11 protein-coding genes and 1 riboswitch are annotated in these 18,640 nt (G+C 37.1%); of the genes, 9 read left to right on the top strand and 2 right to left on the bottom strand.

The window, feature by feature from the left end; genetic code table 11:
- Position 1 precedes the first annotated feature (1 nt).
- Positions 2 to 1,006: a DUF3231 family protein gene (locus BN1066_RS04575; RefSeq protein ID WP_179104286.1), complete on the bottom strand. Its 1,005-nt coding sequence runs from the start codon at positions 1,004 to 1,006 to the stop codon at positions 2 to 4.
- Positions 1,007 to 1,843: 837 nt separating this feature from the next.
- Between BN1066_RS04575 and BN1066_RS04570 the strand changes: the two genes are divergently transcribed.
- The 5 genes from BN1066_RS04570 to BN1066_RS04550 all read left to right on the top strand — a co-directional run bounded on the left by BN1066_RS04570 (position 1,844) and on the right by BN1066_RS04550 (position 9,188).
- Entirely contained in the window at positions 1,844 to 3,391 is a 1,548-nt protein-coding gene (locus BN1066_RS04570) for a spore germination protein (RefSeq protein WP_143695735.1), read from the top strand.
- Complete coding sequence (locus tag BN1066_RS04565) at positions 3,388 to 4,503, top strand: GerAB/ArcD/ProY family transporter (protein ID WP_143695734.1); 1,116 nt, start codon at positions 3,388 to 3,390, stop codon at positions 4,501 to 4,503. The genes BN1066_RS04570 and BN1066_RS04565 overlap by 4 nt, the downstream gene beginning before the upstream one ends.
- A gap of 440 nt (positions 4,504 to 4,943) precedes the next feature.
- Positions 4,944 to 5,096 (top strand): hypothetical protein, encoded by a 153-nt coding sequence (locus BN1066_RS20105; protein ID WP_179104285.1) that lies wholly within the window; start codon positions 4,944 to 4,946, stop codon positions 5,094 to 5,096.
- 68 nt (positions 5,097 to 5,164) lie between these two features.
- Complete coding sequence (locus BN1066_RS04555) at positions 5,165 to 6,697, top strand: amidase family protein (RefSeq protein ID WP_077318298.1); 1,533 nt, start codon at positions 5,165 to 5,167, stop codon at positions 6,695 to 6,697.
- A gap of 967 nt (positions 6,698 to 7,664) precedes the next feature.
- On the top strand, positions 7,665 to 9,188 hold the full coding sequence (locus BN1066_RS04550; RefSeq protein ID WP_077318297.1) for an AbgT family transporter: 1,524 nt from the start codon (positions 7,665 to 7,667) through the stop codon (positions 9,186 to 9,188).
- An 815-nt stretch (positions 9,189 to 10,003) separates the two neighbouring features.
- Here the strand turns inward: BN1066_RS04550 and BN1066_RS04545 are convergent.
- Entirely contained in the window at positions 10,004 to 10,993 is a 990-nt protein-coding gene (locus tag BN1066_RS04545) for a 2-hydroxyacid dehydrogenase (RefSeq protein WP_077318296.1), read from the bottom strand.
- Between the two features lie 836 nt (positions 10,994 to 11,829).
- On the opposite strand from BN1066_RS04545, the gene BN1066_RS04540 reads away from it, so the two are divergent.
- The 4 genes from BN1066_RS04540 to guaA all read left to right on the top strand — a co-directional run bounded on the left by BN1066_RS04540 (position 11,830) and on the right by guaA (position 18,608).
- The gene (locus BN1066_RS04540; protein WP_077318295.1) at positions 11,830 to 12,789 is read left to right on the top strand and encodes an AAA family ATPase; all 960 of its coding nucleotides are present in this window, start codon (positions 11,830 to 11,832) and stop codon (positions 12,787 to 12,789) included.
- The gene (locus BN1066_RS04535) at positions 12,789 to 14,051 is read left to right on the top strand and encodes a DUF58 domain-containing protein (RefSeq protein WP_077318294.1); all 1,263 of its coding nucleotides are present in this window, start codon (positions 12,789 to 12,791) and stop codon (positions 14,049 to 14,051) included. The genes BN1066_RS04540 and BN1066_RS04535 overlap by 1 nt, the downstream gene beginning before the upstream one ends.
- Entirely contained in the window at positions 14,048 to 16,243 is a 2,196-nt protein-coding gene (locus tag BN1066_RS04530) for a transglutaminase TgpA family protein (protein ID WP_077318293.1), read from the top strand. Before BN1066_RS04535 ends, BN1066_RS04530 begins: the two co-directional genes overlap by 4 nt.
- A gap of 43 nt (positions 16,244 to 16,286) precedes the next feature.
- Positions 16,287 to 16,388, top strand: a riboswitch (purine riboswitch).
- A gap of 684 nt (positions 16,389 to 17,072) precedes the next feature.
- Positions 17,073 to 18,608, top strand: coding sequence for a glutamine-hydrolyzing GMP synthase (gene guaA / locus BN1066_RS04525; protein ID WP_077318292.1), 1,536 nt, complete (start codon positions 17,073 to 17,075; stop codon positions 18,606 to 18,608).
- The last annotated feature ends 32 nt before the right edge of the window (positions 18,609 to 18,640 follow it).

Below are 18,640 nucleotides of genomic sequence, written 5' to 3'. Positions count from 1 at the left end.
CCTATTTCGCTAAGTCTTTTCTGTCAGCTGCCATTGGCGCCTGTTCAAGCCAACCATTGTTGATTAGGATTTTATAGCCTTCGTTCGCATACTTGCCAACCTCAACCATCAAACGGGAATATTGGACATTTAAATCATGACGAGGACTGGTAGATAAGGAAACTCCATATTGTCCCATACTGGAAGCAATCAAGTTTGCAACAAAGGTTACCATTAGTCGATCAGAAAAGGGAGCTATCTTTGAATTGGTAACTTCCGAGGTCAATAAAATAGCGCCATCTGATAAAAAGTCTTCATGTAAAATGGAAGTAAATATTTCAAGGTGTTTACCAGATATGTCTCTGCCTTTTTCGAAAAAATGTCGAACTTCTTCTGATTTCGCTACTTGACTAAATCCGGTAATAACAGCATGTCCTAACGCGTTTCGTTTAGAATGGAACACCAGATTAGTAATTTCAATTCCTAATAAAGGTCTACGATTTCCTAACCAACCGGAAATATAACGTTGATCTTTTACAAATTCTACGTTTTCTTGATTAGGGACTCGTGGTGAACGGATATAAATACCTTTCTTTTTTTCCAATTCTTTTGCTTGTTTGTTTAGCTCTATGGCAGCTTCGATGTTAGCTGCATAATAATCGCTTATCTCCTTATGGTCTGCAACAGAAAAGGCCAAGCTATAAGTACTCATCATAAAATAAGTCATATTGAAGATGTATTCTAAATAGAGATGATCAGAAAATAGTCGAGGAGCGTTGAAATTAACGTCCTTTTCTGTAAAAGCATGAGGAACTTGATAATTTGCTTTTTCGAAAATTTTCTGCATGTGGATCAAGTTTTTTTCAATAAGTTTTAGTGATTCTTCAAGAATATGTTTAATTTCTTTATCTTCAGCATGCTGTAAAAAAAAGGTTATTCCCAATTTTGCTATTGTTTCACTTTGGTACATATCCCATAATGGGGAAATATCAGATGAAGTAAGGGCAATTGAGTAATTATTTTCCATTTTCATAGCTCCTTTCAAAATGTGATGTCCGTTTTTAAAGTATATTTATACCGCATTTAGGTAGTGGAAGAATCCATCTTCAAGAGAATACAAGAAATCGAAGTGGTGATGCCTGCACTTAAATACCCGTTTTGCTCAGAAACACCGGAAGCGGTACATCGTACGACGAAAGAGTGCTTTCCTTTTTCTAGGACAAGAAAGGCTTCCTTGAATAGACATCGCACGACGAAAAAGTGCTTTCCTTTTTCTAGGACATAGTATGCTTTTTACAGCTATACACCGTACGTAGAAAAAGTATTTTTCTTTTTCAAGGACAAGAAGGACTACGATAGCGATACATCGCGGTTTTTCAAGGAGAAGAAGTTTCTTCTTCATTGGACTTCGCGGGATTTTCAAGGACAAAAAGACTCGTTGATGACATACCGTGATTTATCAAGGACGTTGTTCTAATTCCATTATCTATGGAATTAGAACAATAATGCTGATTGAAGCTTCACTTTATTTCAAGCGCTACTGATATGAATACTTAATCGTTAAGAATGTTTGTGATCTTTACATCGACTAACTTATTGACGCTATATGAAGCAGAGGCTTTGGTTTGATGCCGAAAAAATGTACACATATAAGGAAAGTTAACTAGACGCTTCCCCCTTATTTTTTAAGTCTTTGATGGATTAAAATTCCTATTAAATTGTCCAAAGTTCTAGGGTGCATTACTTTTATATCTTGTAGTTTAAGCCGAAAAAAAATTCTTATACAAAAAGGTGAGTGTATAATGTATTGATTTAATGGGCAAAAGAAGAGGGAAGATACTCCATATGTAGGAGGTGATTCCATTTGGCTAGACGAATATTTCAGCGGAAAACGAAGGGGAATAGTCAGAAAACTATTAAGAACGTTGATAATATAACATTATCTTTAAAAGAGAATCTGGATACAATAAAAGAATTGCTGGACTCACCAATGGATTTAGTCATACGAAAAATGTATTTAGCTGACCGTCCATGTGCGATTGTTTACATAGATGGGTTAACCAATAAAACGGAAATTGAAGAAAATGTGCTGAAAAATCTTGAGGAAATTAAGGATGAAAAGAAACTTACTGAACAAAATCAGAAAAATCTTTTAGCGATTATTCATCAAGAATTAATAAGTATTTCTGACATTAAAAATGTAGATAGCATGGATGATTTAATGCTTGATCTGCTCTCAGGAAGCTCCGTTTTTTTATTGGAACAGGTAGATCGCGCTTTAATACTGGATACGAAAGATTGGGAAAGCCGAGCAATTGAGGAACCCATATCAGAATCCCTTATCCGTGGTTCTCGAGAAGGTTTTGTGGAAAATTTAAGCACAAATATGGTACTCATTCGACGGCAAATTCGCGATCCTAATTTACGATTTAAAGTTCATCAAATTGGTAGAAGATCGAAGAAAAATTTAGTAGTAGCGTATATTGCAGATATTATTCATCCAGATGTATTAAAAGAAGTTGAGCGCAGGTTGAAATCAATTGATATGGATGACGCTTTGGAATCAGGCTATATTGAACAATGGATAGAAGATAGTTTTTTGTCACCATTTCCACAAATGGAAAATAGTGAGCGTCCTGATAAAGCAGCTATCGCTTTGACGCAAGGAAAGTTTGTTATTTTGTTAGATGGAACACCATTCATTTTAATCGCACCTTCTACGATAGGCAGTACATTTCAATCCCCTGAGGATTATTATGAAAGATGGATAATTGGAACATTAATTAGGTTCCTGCGTTATCTTGCGGCCTTTATTACGATGTTTTTGCCAGCATTATATATAGCTTTGATATCTTATCATCAAGGTATGATTCCTTCGCAAATAGCTTTCTCAATTGCAGCTACCAGACAAGGTGTACCATTTCCTGCTTTTGTTGAAGCATTACTGATGGGGACTACGATGGAGTTATTACGGGAAGCCGGTGCACGATTACCTAAAACGATTGGTCAAACGATTGGGATAGTTGGTGGTCTAGTCATTGGTGAAGCTGCTGTATCAGCAGGGATTGTTAGTCCGATTATGGTTATTGTTGTAGCATTAACGGCGGTAGCATCCTTTACCATTCCCATTTATAGTATAGCCATTTCGTTTCGCCTCATCCGTTTTGCTTTTATGATAGCGGCGGCTATGTTTGGTCTTTACGGGATTATTCTTGTCTATATCATGATTAACATCCATATTGTAAATTTAAAAAGTTTTGGTGTACCTTATTCAGCTCCGTATGCCCCAACTTTTGTAAAGGATTGGAGGGATCTTGTTTTACGTCTGCCGATACCTTTACTGACAAGAAGACCGGAACACTTGCAACCAACGGATAAAATAGCTGCTGATAAAAGGGGGGAACAGATTTGAAGTCGTTTGAATATGCTGATGAAACAATTAGTGATAAAGAATTAATGATTGCTGTCCCCTCCATTATAATTGGGTTAGGGATCCTTACATTACCAAAGGATCTTGCTGAGGACACCATTGCTGCTGATGGCTGGTTAGCTATCTTTATTACTGGGCTTTTCTTTATTGGCTATGCTTGGTTGCTGACCAAACTTGCTTCGCTGTTCCCCCATCAATCATTTATTAGCTTTGCATCATCCTTAGTAACAAAACCAATAGCGATCGTGTTCACTTTCTTGCTCGCCTTGGAAGGTATTTTTATCGGTGGGTTTGTTATTCGTGCTATCTCTGATATTGCAAAGGAATATTTGTTTGATCGTACGCCAGTTGAAGTTATTTCCTTAACCTTTTTACTTGTTGTCGTCTATGCGATATCTGGATCAAGAGCAGGATTGTTTCGAATAAATATGATGTTTTTTCCAATTATTATTTGGATTATCCTGATCGTTGGTATTTTTTCAATTAATTTTATTGATGTGACCAATTTTTTACCGGTACTTCAAACGGATGTTTCAGGGTTTGTTCATTCAACAAAAACTAGTCTGTTCGCCTATTCAGGTCCATTTATATTGCTGCTTTATACATCATTGGTACGCACTCCGAAAAACGCGCCAAAAAGAGCGGCTTATGGGATGGCATTTGTTCCTCTGATGTACATATTTATTTATTTCATGTGTGTTGGTGTGTTCGGATATACAGCAACAGCGAATGTAAACTATCCGATTATTGAATTGGCAAAAGAAATTGAAATACCTGGAGGCTTTTTTGAACGGTTTGATTCGATTTTTTTTGTAATTTGGATTATGGCAATTTTTAATACAATTACGATGGCGCTGGATGCTTCCGTTTTTGCACTTGAATCGATTTTTAAGCTGAAAAAAATGCAATTACTTTATATCCTATCGCCACTTGTATTTTTAATTGGTATGTTACCTGCGGATATTCTCGCTGTAGAGCGATTTAGTGAATTTGTCAGTATCTACGGATTAATTATAAAAACGTTAATCATTTTAGTTCTTTTGTTCATGGTAAAAATAAAAAAAACGACTAAAAAAGATAAAACAAAAAAGTAGTTTTATCCCGCATGTAAGGTGCCGTAAAGAGAAAAGAGAGAAGTTTTAAAATGTAGAAAACGGCACCTAAATGCCCGATTGGTTCAACTAACATTTCTTGGGAAAAGAAATCCAAGAAATGAAGTTTCACTTTATCCCGCATGTAAGGTGCCGTAAAGAGAAAAGAGAGAAGTTTTAAAATGTAGAAAACGGCACCTAAATGCCCGATTGGTTCAACTAACATTTCTTGGGAAAAGAAATCCAAGAAATGAAGTTTCACTTTACCCCGCATGTAAGGTGCCGTAAGAGAAAAGAGAGAAGTTTTTAAATGTAGAAAACGGCACCTAAATGCCCGATTGGTTCAACTAACATTTCTTGGGAAAAGAAATCCAAGAAATGAAAATTCACTGTATTAATAAGATATATAAGAAGTTAACAAAATAACAGGAGAGAAATTGACTATGAAAGAATGGATTCAGCTACCGGATATAAGGACAATTATTTATATCATCCTAGCTTTTATTATCCCCTATTTGATTTCCAAAATAAATATGAAAATGCGCAAATATGGTGACCCCCCGTGGAAAAAAGAAGAGGAGCGTACTAAAAATTAGCGGGGTGTTATTGGCATTGTAATCTTTCAATGTTACACTTATGACAAAATAAAAAATGAGGTGTAGCAGTGAATATCAGAGAATATATTAATTATGATGCAACTGCTTTAGCTGATTTAATAAAACGGGGAGAAACGACGCCAAAAGAGGTTTTACTCGCAAGTTTAAAGCAGCTTGAAGCTGTTAACGCAACCTTAAATGCTGTGATCTTTGAGCGGAAGGAAAAAGTATTAAATGAGGTTGAGCAAAACGAACATGCTGATAGCCCATTTGCAGGTGTACCTGTATTGTTAAAAAATACAGGCCAGCGTTTAGCGGGAGAAAAAAACACATCCGGATCCAGGTTGTTACAAGATGTTGTTGCTGATCAAGATACGAACTTTGTACGGGTGTTTAAAGAGGCAGGATTTCAATTTATTGGGCATACGAATGCACCTGAATTTGGCTTAAAGAATATCACAGAGCCAGAACTTTATGATGCAACGAGAAATCCATGGAATAAACAGTACTCACCTGGTGGATCAAGTGGTGGTTCTGCAGCTGCTGTTGCGGCTGGAATTGTTCCATTAGCTGGTGCTAGTGATGGTGGTGGGTCAATTCGTATTCCAGCTTCATTTACCAGCTTATTTGGGTTAAAACCAACGAGAGGAAGGACGCCTGTAGGTCCTGGAGCGGGGCGTCAATGGCATGGAGCAGCAATTGATTTTGTCCTCTCAAGAAGTGTAAGAGATAGTGCAGCTATGCTTGATTTACTCAAAACTTGCCAGCCAGAAGCTGCTTTTCAAGCACCTTTATTTTTAGAACACTATGTAGATTGGCTACAAAAACCATTTCAACAATCACTCCGTATTGCTTTTTCAACTGCTTCACCGGTAGATACACCGGTGTCAGAGGATGCAAAATCTGCTGTCATGAAAACGGTGAAATGGTTAGAAAACTGCGGACATCATGTGGAGGAAATAGAACCAAAAATTGATGGTAAGCAGTTAATGTGCAATTATTATTTAATGAATAGTGGAGAAATAGCTGCATTACTTACCCAATTAGAAAAATTAATTCAAAGAAAAATTACAGAAAACGATGTCGAATTAGAAACATGGTTATTACATCTTGCTGGTCAATCTGTATCTGCAGCTGAATTCTCTACAAGTCTTACTGCTTGGGATATTGCGGCTGAGCAAATGGCTGACTTTCACCAAACGTACGATTTCTATATTACACCTGCTACTGCCTACACAGCTCCAAAAGTAGGGGAATTATCATGGAGTAGCGAAGAGAAAAAACGAATGATAGTAGAAATGGAAAAAGCAGATCCAGTTGAACAGCAAGAATTAATATATGATATGTTTTTACCAAGCTTAACGTATACGCCATTTACACAACTTGCTAATTTAACCGGTCAGCCTGCCATGTCTTTACCTGTTCATCTTTCAAAAGTAGGATTACCATTAGGAGTGCAGGTGATGGCAAATAAAGGGGAAGAACATCGCTTATTCCAATTAGCATACCAGATAGAACAGTCTGACTTGTGGATAGGGATGAATGGAAACCCATATTTTCAAAATAAAGAAGGTTTATTTGTTTATACTATAGGAAACTAAAAAATTTTAGGGTTTATCCCGCATGTAAGGTGCCGTAAGATTCCTACTTCAAGAGCCTTTAGTTGATACAAAGTGTCAAAGTGGGAGAAAACAGCACTTAAATGCCCGATTGGTTCAAGGGCCTTTAGGTCATACCCTTGTGGTACTAACATTCAGTAGGAGAGGGAAGAAAACTCCTACTGAATGAAGTTTCACTTTATCGTATAAGAAAAACTACAGCTTTTCGCTAAAGACTTGGCGACACGCCAAGTTTTTCTAAACAGCATACCTGCATCTGCGTAGGCTTTCTAAAGGAGAAGAACCGGCATTTAAAGGTGTGCTGTAAGATTCCTATTTTCGATTGATAAGAAAATACGAAGGAAGTTTAAACAAGGGATAATGGCACTTAAATACTCGATTCGCTTGGGCCAACAGAACAGGGAGGACTACAACAGCGATACATCGCGTTTTTTCAAGGACGTTGCTATCTTAGTCTTTCATCTATGCTTTTTAGAGAAAAACGCCCACTGAATGATGCTCCATTTTATTTGCAATTCTAAAGACAAGACATCTCACGCAGAAGTACAACGGGATTGTATCATGGGAAATTCTACACCTTATTTACTATTAATGAAGCTTTCCAACTTGTATGAGGAAATAGGTAATAGTTCTTCTAATCGTAAAAGTTAATGTAATGAATTCAAAGACCCGTGGGGATTTAAATTATCCTAAGGTTCAAGTTAGGTTCGTTACTGCTATAGTTTAATAAAAAACGTCTGAATTTTAAGAGGTGAACGAGTTTCTGATAAACATAGTTTAACTTCAAACTAAATGTTTTAATTTTGTTAATAAAAACACTAATTATTTAATTTTATTTCCTATTTTCAACGATGGATAATATATATATAATGGGTAGTATGCGCTTCCAATTTGAATATAGTTTTCAAAATATTTTACATTTGTGCCTTAATAGGAAAGGGGAGAAAGTATGCGTAAAAAGAAGGGGATCTTTCAACGTTCATTGGATGGAGTGGAGATAGTTGGTAATAAATTGCCTCATCCTGTCTCATTATTCGCAATATTAGCTCTATTGGTATTGCTTTTATCTGCTGCTTTATCACCACTTGGAATTAGTGTGGAACATCCGGGTGAAGAGGGTGAAATGGTAGAAATAAAAAATTTATTAAATGGAGAAGGAATAAACTATATTTTTACTAGCATGACAGATAATTTTATTGGCTTTGCGCCACTAGGGGTTGTTCTACTCACCATGCTCGGAATTGGAGTTGCCGAACGAGCGGGATTAATTAGCGCTTTACTTCGTGGTTTCGTACTAGCTGTTCCTAACCGTTTTATAACATTAGGACTAGTATTTGCAGGAATTATGTCTAGTGTAGCTTCTGATGCTGGTTATGTTGTACTTCCACCGCTTGGTGCTTTAATATTTGCTGCTGTGGGTCGACATCCTCTAGCTGGACTGGCTGCTGCCTTTGCCGGTGTTTCTGGCGGATTTAGTGCGAACCTGCTATTATCAGGAACAGATGCATTGCTAGGGGAATTGACGATTGCTGGAGCTGCTATTATTGACCCTACTTATGCAGAAGGTATGAATATTTCAATGAACTGGTGGTTTATCGCTGCATCGGTATTTTTGCTAACATTTATTGGCGCATGGGTAACAGAGCGAATTGTTGAGCCTCGTCTTGGGGATTATAAAGGTGAATATCGTGAAAAGTTAGAGAAGTTAACTAAGTTGGAAAAGAAAGGCTTGATATGGGCTAGTATTTCAATCGTCATATCTCTCATCTTAGTTTCCTTGCTTGTACTTCCTGAAGGTGCACCTATGCGAGGAACAGGGGAGCAACCAATTATTCAATCACCATTTATGAGTTCACTCGTACCGGTTATTGCTATTTTGTTTTTTATTCCGGGTCTTGTTTTCGGAATAGTGACAAAGACTATAAAAAATGATAAGGATGTTGCTTATCAGCTTTCTGATACGATGGCATCCATGGGTATGTTTATCGTACTGGCGTTTACTGCAGGACAATTCGTCGCCTATTTTAATGAATCAAATATGGGGCTGGTATTGGGAGTTTACGGAGCTGAGTTTCTCCAAACGATTAATTTAACGGGTATTCCGTTAGTAATTATTTTTATTCTTTTAGCTGCTTTTATCAATATATTTATTGGTAGTGCATCAGCCAAATGGGCCATGATGGCACCGGTGTTTGTGCCGATTATGATGCAATTAGGTTATTCGCCTGAATTAACACAAATGGCTTATCGAATAGCAGATTCTTCCACGAATATTATTTCTCCATTAATGACTTATTTTGCGATTATTATCGCTTTTGCACAGAAATATGATAAAAAGATGGGGATAGGTACTTTAGTATCGACGATGATACCATATTCGCTCTTCTTCTTAGTTGGGTGGACGTTGATGCTTGTTATTTGGATGGTATTAGGTATTGAGTTAGGACCGAATGCACCAATATTATATAAGTAAGTGTTAAAAAAATTAGCATCATCCATGCAAGTTTAGCAGGATGATGCTTTTTTGGGTATTTAGGGAACGATATCCGGATATTTTTAAAAGTAGTGCGTCGTCTGGTTTAGACGCTCGTGCTGCTAGCAAACTTCGCTTTTTTCTTCCGATAAGTCATCATCGGTTTGAATCGAAAGGAAGGGCGACTAAAAACGGGCCTTGCCGCTCAGGGTCGGCATACCTTTGTTTTAGAGGCATGTTTCCCTTTATCCCGAATATAAGGTTCCGTACTTTTCTCATTTCAAAAAAGAGCTAATGATGTTGCAAACAGATGAGAAAAACGGCTCCTAAATCCCCGATTCGTTCAAAGGCCTTTAGGTCATACCCTTGCGGTACTAACATTCAAGGAGAAAAACACTACTTGAATGAAGTTTCACTTTATCCCGGATGTAAGGTTCCGTACTTTTCTCATTTCAAAAAAGAGCTAATGATGTTGCGAATATAATGAGAAAAACGGATCCTAAATCCCCGATTCGTTCAACTAACATTCAAGGAGAAAAACACTACTTGAATGAAGTTTCACTTTATCCCGTTAAAGATATCTTGATTGTAAATTGCACTTTTAATCTGTAATAGGAAAGGATACTATAGGAAATATAAAATTTTAGGGTTTATCGTATAAGAAAAACTATAGTTTTCGCTAAAACTTGGTAACAAGCCAAGTTTTTCTAAAGAAGGGAAGGATAATCTGGACCAGCCTTTCACCTGTGTAAGATAAACACGAGCTAATTTTTCTCTTGTTCAAGATCGTAGTACAAGAAATGGCTTTTAAAAAATTAACCCTTCTCATGTTGTTCATTCTCCCAAACTTCTGGATTAATGAGGTTTTTCGGCTTTTTTCCAGCCAGCCCAGCTAATAAGTTTTCGGCAGCCAGCTTCGACATATGCAGTTCGGTTTCATACGTTGAAGACCCCATATGCGGCAGAGTAACAACATTGTCCATCCTCAATAACGGATTATCAGGATCAATTGGTTCTTTTTCAAATACATCAAGTCCAGCACCTGCTATCGTTCCTTCGGTTAAAGCATCAATTAAATCCTGTTCAATAATTGTTTGTCCACGTGATGCATTAATAAAGATCGCCGACTTTTTCATACGTGCAAATTCCTTTTTTCCAATCATCCGCTCTGTTTCCTTTGTTAATGGGGTGATAAGGCAAACAAAATCAGATACGCTTAATAGTTCTTCTAAACTTAGATGAACAGCGGAAAAGTCCTTCTCTGCTTGTGGTTTTTTAGTCCGGCTATGATAAACGATATTCATATGAAAACCAGCATATGCGCGTTGGGCGATAGCAGAGCCAATTCGTCCCATACCAATGATGCCGAGTGTTTTGTGGTGAACATCTACTCCGTAATAGGTACTATCTACTAACTCTACCCATTTTCCTGCTTTCACAAATCGATCTAATTCTGGTATTCTTCTGGCAGTTGATAAAATTAATCCGAATACCAAATCCGCTACCGTATCTGTTAAAACTCCCGGAGTATTCGTTGCCATAATTTTTCGTTTCGTCAATTCATCAATCGGTAAATTATTATATCCAACCGAAACATTGCTAATAATTTTTAAATGAGGTGCTTGATCTAGTAATGGTTTATCGACTTCCAAACCAAGACCAATAATACCATCTGCCTGGTGTAAAAATTGCAGAAAATCGGGATCTGTTTTTGGATTAATATTTTTAAAAAAACGCACATCGTGTGCTCGATTTAACTGCTCCAGTACGGGATCTTCTACTCGCTCGTACGCCAAAATTTTCATGGATTGCAAGCTCCTTACTTTTTAGGGTCTCCTGTCTTGCTCAAAAAATATAGAAATATATCCCATCCTTGCTTATTCTCTTGTCACTTGTTATGTATGACAGATATTTTTGGTAAATTAAATATATTCCCAACATAGACACTACATATGTAAAAGTCAAGTAAGATGATACGTATGAAGAAGGTCTTTCTAAGACGGATAATGAAGTCCATTCCTTATTTGCTCTTTCAAAGTTTTATATTTTATCCCGCATATAAGGTGCCGTAAAATTACAACTTATGAGAATTCGGAGAAGTTAAAATTGTAGAAAACGGCACCTAAATGCCCGATTGGTTCAAGGGCTTTTAGGTCATACCCTTGTGGTACTAACATTCAGTAGGAGATGGAAGAAAACTCCTACTGAATGAAGTTTCACTTTTTTATTAAATTATCAGGTCATTTTGATGGACTTTTAATAAAAGAAATAGCTGTATAAGATTCTAGTAAACTGTTTATACTAAAACTAAAAACGAATGGAACGTGAGTAAGACAAAATAAAAGAATGAAGGAGTTCCAATATGGTAAGTATTGGGAACTGTATATAGAAAGTGAAATACGTACGAACCATAGAACAAGCAACAAAGAAATAAGCTGTGTATTGTGAATAAATTTTTTGAGTATTGTCGTTCTTTTACTAGGTATCTTTTTTTAGTATAGTAGGATTAGGGAGAATGGATTTACATTACGATATTACTTAGTTATTTAGTTGCAGCTCCATGAAGACAACAGCCAGCAAGCAAATATGGCTTAATCATGGTAATGAATGGAAAATAGAGTATTTGGAAAGGGGCTCTTCCATGGAAAGTACGATAACGTTTCATGTAAAAATTGAAAATGTAATAAATAATATAAATAAAGTAATGATTGGAAAAGAGGAAACAGCAATCTTGAGCCTTGTTGCTCTGTTAGCACAAGGGCATGTATTGTTAGAGGATGTACCAGGTGTTGGAAAAACAATGCTCGTAAAGGCATTAGCGAAGTCTTTAGACTGCGATTTTCGTAGAATTCAATTTACTCCAGATTTATTACCCTCTGATGTTACAGGCGTTTCCATTTACAATCCAAAGACGTTGGAATTTGAGTTTCGAGGTGGGCCGATTCTTGGTAATATTATTTTAGCTGATGAAATTAATCGAACTTCACCAAAAACGCAATCCGCCTTATTAGAATCGATGGAAGAAAAAAATGTAACCATTGACGGTAAAACAATCCCTTTAGCCAATCCTTTTTTTGTCATGGCAACCCAAAATCCGATTGAATATGAAGGAACTTATCCTCTGCCAGAAGCACAATTAGACCGGTTTATTTTAAAACTGAAAATGGGATATCCATCATTTTCTGAAGAATTGGAAATGCTTGAACGTACATCCAGCGAGCATCCGATTGAAAAGATAGAGGCAGTACTTTCGAAAGAAGAACTGCAACAAATTCAAAAGGAAGTGAAGCAGGTTTATATCGATAAAAGTGTACAGCATTATATTATTGATTTAACAATGAGTACAAGATCTCACCCAGCTATTTATTTGGGGGCTAGTCCTAGAGGATCGATCGCTTTAATGAGAGCTGCTAAGGCGTATGCATTTATAGTAGGACGAGACTATGTGCTTCCGGATGATGTTAAATATTTGGCACCCTATGTATTAACCCACCGAATTATTCTTCATTCTGAAGCAAAATATGATGGTGTGATTGCAGATGAGGTAATTGCTGCAATTATTCATCATACGAATGTACCGATTCGAAAGGAATTTCTTTGATGAAATTACGTTTTCGGGCTTTGATTAGTTGCTTATTTATCGCTACTATTTTTATTGGTCTATATTCTTATGCTATGTTTCAGGGGGGATTTGTTAGCTGGTTTTTGTTTTTTAGCTTTGTCCCTATTCTAGTATACGAGATTGCTTTTTTACTCTATCCATTAAAAAAATGGACGATTTCAAGGAAGCTTACACATCATATGATCGAGGCTGGAGATGCTGATACGTTGCATATGATGATAAAGCGGTTCCCATTTCCACTATTTTATTGCATTTGTGAAGAAGTGGTACCGGAATCATTAATGATGGTTGATCCAAAATCTAAAAAATATCAATATATAAATCAACCAAACAAATTAGTTGTAAAAAGAAATTTAAAAAAAGTCATCTCCCCTGTACTTACAGGTGAATTTTCTTTTACTTATCCATTACATCAAGTTCCAAGGGGAGAACATTATTTTACAGCCGTTCGTATTAAAATTGGAGATCTATTTGGTTTCGTAAAAAAGGAACATGTATTTTTCTTAAGGGATTTACTAGTAGTCTATCCACGTACAAGACCGTTCGTACTAAATGAAAAAATCAATAGTTTCCAACATGGTGGGGTAATGAGTTCTTCTTTTCGTTTATCCAACTCAAACGTTGCTACAGGAATTCGTGAATATATGCCGGGAGATCGATTTTCCTGGATTGACTGGAAACAGACGGCAAGAAAAAATAGGATGATGACCAAAGAATTTGAAAAGGAAAAAAGCACGAATATACTCATTGTGTTGGATTGTTGTAAACAGTCGAATCATAATTCTATCGTTTTTGAGGGGATGGTGGAGGTTACGGCTTCGCTTTTGGCACAATTAAAAAAGCTATCTACTCAAGCTGGCTTATTAACCGTAGGAAAAGCAACAAATTTTTTCCCACCATTTGACGATCCGGGGAAAGCTGCTTCAATAAAGCAGCATTTGGCAAGTATTCAACCTGGTGATCATGCAAACTTCGCTTTACAGTTAAAATCAGAAATGGAAAAGTTAAGAAATGACAATATCATGATTATCATCATTGGACAGATTGACCACTTCCTTCCAGAGACATTAAAACAACTAAGGCAAAGGTCAAGGCGAGTCATCGTCTTATTCGTACAACCTGCAAATAAGCAAGGTGAGCATGCTTCATTCGTAAAACAAGTATCACTTTTTAATATCGAGGTTTATGGAATAACGGAACAACAACTAACTAAAACACCGTTAGAGGTGAAAGGGTTATGAATCAGCCAAAACAGCATTTACCAAATTTTTATACATTCATCCTCTATATTTGTGGGTTCCTGTTGTTTTTAGAATGGTTATATCCACTCAAGCAGCTTACGGACACGTCTCACCTGACTATTCTTATTATTTATGGTGTGTTTTGCTTTTTATTGTCTGCGCTTGAAATTAAATGGTGGCTGTCCTTTATCTTGAAAGGTTTTGCATTATTGCTTGTTTTAAATAGTTTGTTTTTTGAGTTTGCGTTTATCAACCCTATATGGCTAGAGCAGTTATTTCATGATACGATGGCTAATTTAACAGCATTATCTACACAAGCATGGCATGAGTTTACTCCAATGTTTCGCAGTCTGTTATTTCTGCTGCTTATTTGGCTGATGAGTTACTTATTGCATTATTGGCTTGTGATGATGAAGCGAATCTTTTTAATTGTATTATTAACGTTTGCGTATTTAACAGTTTTAGATACATTTACTGTCTATAATGGCAATTCTGCGATCATCAGAACATTTATTATTTCATTGCTTGCCATGGGGATAGCAAATTTTTTAAAAGAATTGGACAGAGAATCGCTTGCCTCTACGTTGCTTAGGAAAACACCATTCTGGATCATCCCGCTTATTGCCGTCATCTTATTTTCCTCAGCGGTTGGTCTGGCAGCACCGAAGTTTGATCCCAAATGGCCCGATCCCGTTCCGTTTATCCAAAGCTCAGCAGAAAATGCCGGCCTTGTGGAATCTGATGGTAAATCCGGTGTTCAGAAAGTCGGTTATGGAGAAGACGATACACGATTAGGGGGATCGTTTGTTCAGGATTATACGCCTGTTTTTCGTGCAGAAGCAGAAGAGGAGAATTACTGGCGAGTAGAAACAAAGGATTTTTATACGGGGAAGGGATGGGAAAGCAGTCAAGCCGAGAATTATGCAGATTTTTTAAAAGTCCCACCCATGTATCCAAAAACAGTAGAGACTAGGAGAATGCAAGCCTCCATTGAGTTTCAAGGCAAAGAAGCTTTAGATAAGCTTGTTCACCCTTATGGTATCGATGATTTTTCTGAAGTAGCAGGAGATCCTTATATTGATTTAGCAACAGAAGCCATTCAATTACGTGATGAAGATTATAAACCAATAAAACAGAATAGCTACACATTAAGTTATGATTATCCGACTTTTAACATTGGAGATTTAAGAAAAGCTCCTTTTACAGGAGGGGCAGATGATGCCTTTACTCAATTACCGGATTCATTACCAGATCGAGTAGTAGAGTTAGCAAAGAAAATAACAAAAGATGAGAAGTCCCGTTATGATAAGGCAAAGGCAGTAGAAAGCTATTTTTCCAGAAATGGCTTTACGTATCAAACAACGGATGTACCCGTACCTAAAAAAGAACAAGATTATGTAGATCAGTTTCTTTTTGAGTCACAAGTAGGTTATTGTGATAATTTTTCAACATCAATGGTTGTTTTGCTTCGTGTCTTAGATATACCAGCCAGGTGGGCAAAAGGATTTACGAGTGGTGAAATGGTTGATTCTTCCAATGAAACCAATATATACGAAATAACGAATGCAAATGCGCATTCATGGGTTGAAGTCTATTTTCCTGGTTCCGGTTGGGTGCCATTTGAACCGACAAAAGGTTTTTCTAATTTAGCTGACTTCCAAACAACGATGACCAATAATGGCGCTGAACAAGATCAAGCAAAACAAGAGGATAAAGAACAACCAGAGCAAAACACAGAGCAGCCACCAAATGAAAAGGAAGAAGCAGAGCAAGACACAGTTGCAGCCAAAACAGATAAAAAAAGTAATGGTACTGGTACTAGCATCTGGACTTGGGTTGCAATCAGTTTAGCAGCATTTATGGGGATATGTATATATATTGCTTACCGAACCCGATTTCGTTGGTACACGGCATGGTTAAGTCGGAAATTTACTGCTAATTGGAATGCCAACAATTATCAAGAGGCGTATCATTATTTAATGAAGTTATTGCAAAAGCATGGTGAACCAAAACAACCAGGTGAAACATTACGGGAATATGCCAAAAAGATTGATGAAAAATATCAAACAAACGAAATGCAACAGTTAACGAAACAATATGAACAATTCATTTATCGCAGCGACTATAATGAAACACCAAAGTTGGAAATCGCGCAATTATGGCAAAATTTAATTAAGCGAATATTGACTTGACCTGTACTAGGATATGTTAGTAGAATAAGAACATAATCGAAGAAATAGTAAATAAATTGCCATTCGTATATCCTCGATAATAAGGTTCGAAAGTATCTACCAGCGCACCGTAAATGCTCTGACTATGAAGGCAGAAGAACAGTATAGCTGGATTCTGCCTTTTTGTACTTCCACTAGTACAAAAGGCGGTATCCAGTTTTTTGATACGGTGGAAATGTAAATTTTTTAGAGAAGTTGCTTTCGCTTCGCAATTACTTCATACTTTAATTATAGGTACTGAGGTCGGGCAAACCTTTGCGAAACAGCTTAAATTATTACCAGTTTTCTCAGCGCGCTTAACCTAGTAATACGTGTCCAAAACGAGGGTTAGAAAAACTTGGCTTGTCGCCAAGTCTTTATGGCGAAAGTTATCGTTTTTCTTATACGATAAAGCCTAAAGTTTTATACTTTTCTATCGTGTAAAAAAAGACCAAGGTTGGCTAAGGGCGCAGATATCCTTGTTGCAATGTCGACACGAACACGTCCTTTAAGTCGAAGTTCAAGACAGTGCAGTTTCGAGTGGAGCAGTGTATGCAGCGAGGTACAGAACAAGGAAGAAACAAGCCAATAAAGAAAACGTGGTTGTCCTTTAAGCTTTTAGTACAGGAGACTTCCGAAGTTGCACTTACACTTAAAGCTTAAAAATTTTCATGACATTGAATTAATTTTAGTACATGTTCTAACATCCGAAGAAATTCGATGCATCATTTTTGTCGATTTATTGAACATCCTCTAGCAGTATACTTATGTGATGGAATAAGCTAATAGACGATAGATAGGAGTTACGTAAATGGAAACGAGTGAAATGATATTAGTATTAGATTTTGGCAGCCAATATAACCAGCTGATTACTCGTCGAATTCGAGAGTTTGGTGTGTATAGTGAATTGCACTCTCATAAGCTTACAGCGACAGCTATTAAGAAAATGAACCCAAAAGGAATTATCCTTTCTGGCGGACCGCATAGTGTGTATGATGAAAATAGCTTTCGATGTGATCCGGAAATCTTTGACTTAGGCATTCCTGTATTAGGAATTTGTTATGGAATGCAGCTTATGGCACTTCATTATGGAGGAAAAGTAGAAAAGGCAAAGAACAGAGAATATGGTAAAGCCGAAATCCATGTAAACGAGTCACCGATACTCTTTAAAGAGACACCGAATACGCAGATTGTGTGGATGAGTCATGGAGATAAGGTGGTTGAGGTACCGGAGCAATTTCAAATTAATGCAACAAGTTCATCTACGCCAATTGCTGCAATGAGCCATCCGGAAAAAGGACTATATGGAGTACAATTTCATCCGGAAGTTCGTCATTCGGAATACGGAAACCACTTGTTAAAGCAATTTGTTTTTGATGTTTGTCAAAGCAGTGGAAACTGGACCATTGAAAATTTTATTGAGATGGAAGTAGAAAAAATTCGGAACAAGGTTGGCGACCGTCACGTACTATGTGCATTAAGCGGTGGGGTTGATTCGTCTGTTGTCGCAGCATTAATTCATAAAGCGATTGGTGATCAGCTAACTTGTATTTTTGTCGATCATGGTTTGCTTCGTAAAAATGAAGCCGACGATGTGATGAAGGTATTTGCTGATGATTTCCATATGAAAGTGATTAAGGTCGATGCCAAGGATAGATTCCTATCCAAGCTAAAAGGAGTCGATGATCCAGAGCAAAAGCGTAAAATTATCGGTAATGAATTTATTTATGTGTTTGATGATGAAGCAGCTAAATTAAAAGACATTGATTTCCTTGCGCAAGGAACACTTTACACCGATATTATTGAAAGTGGTACGGAAACGGCACAAACAATTAAGTCACATCATAATGTAGGTGGGCTTCCTGAAAATATGCAATTTGAATTAATTGAGCCGTTAAATACATTGTTTAAAGATGAGGTAAGGGAGTTAGGTACACAACTGGGACTTCCTGAATATATTGTTTGGCGCCAACCATTCCCAGGTCCGGGACTCGCTATTCGTGTACTAGGGGAAGTAACGGAAGAAAAATTAGAGATTGTACGGGAATCCGATGCTATTCTTCGTGAGGAAATAGCAAAAGCTGGATTAGACCGAGATATTTGGCAATATTTCACGGTATTGCCGAATATTCGAAGCGTTGGTGTAATGGGAGATGCAAGAACGTACGACTATACGATTGGTATTCGCGCGGTAACGTCCATTGATGGCATGACTTCGGATTGGGCACGAATTCCATGGGATGTATTGGAGAAAATCTCAACCCGACTTGTGAATGATGTAGAGCATATCAACCGAGTTGTTTATGATATTACATCTAAGCCACCTGCGACGATTGAGTGGGAGTAGTTGTAGCAGAGCTAGAAACCTTTGTGTATCAA

The sequence above is a fragment of the Virgibacillus proomii genome, from assembly GCF_900162615.1.
GTDB lineage: Bacteria > Bacillota > Bacilli > Bacillales > Amphibacillaceae > Virgibacillus > Virgibacillus proomii.
The sequence above is the reverse complement of the archived record's forward strand: the minus strand, read 5'-3'. Positions and strand labels throughout refer to the sequence as shown.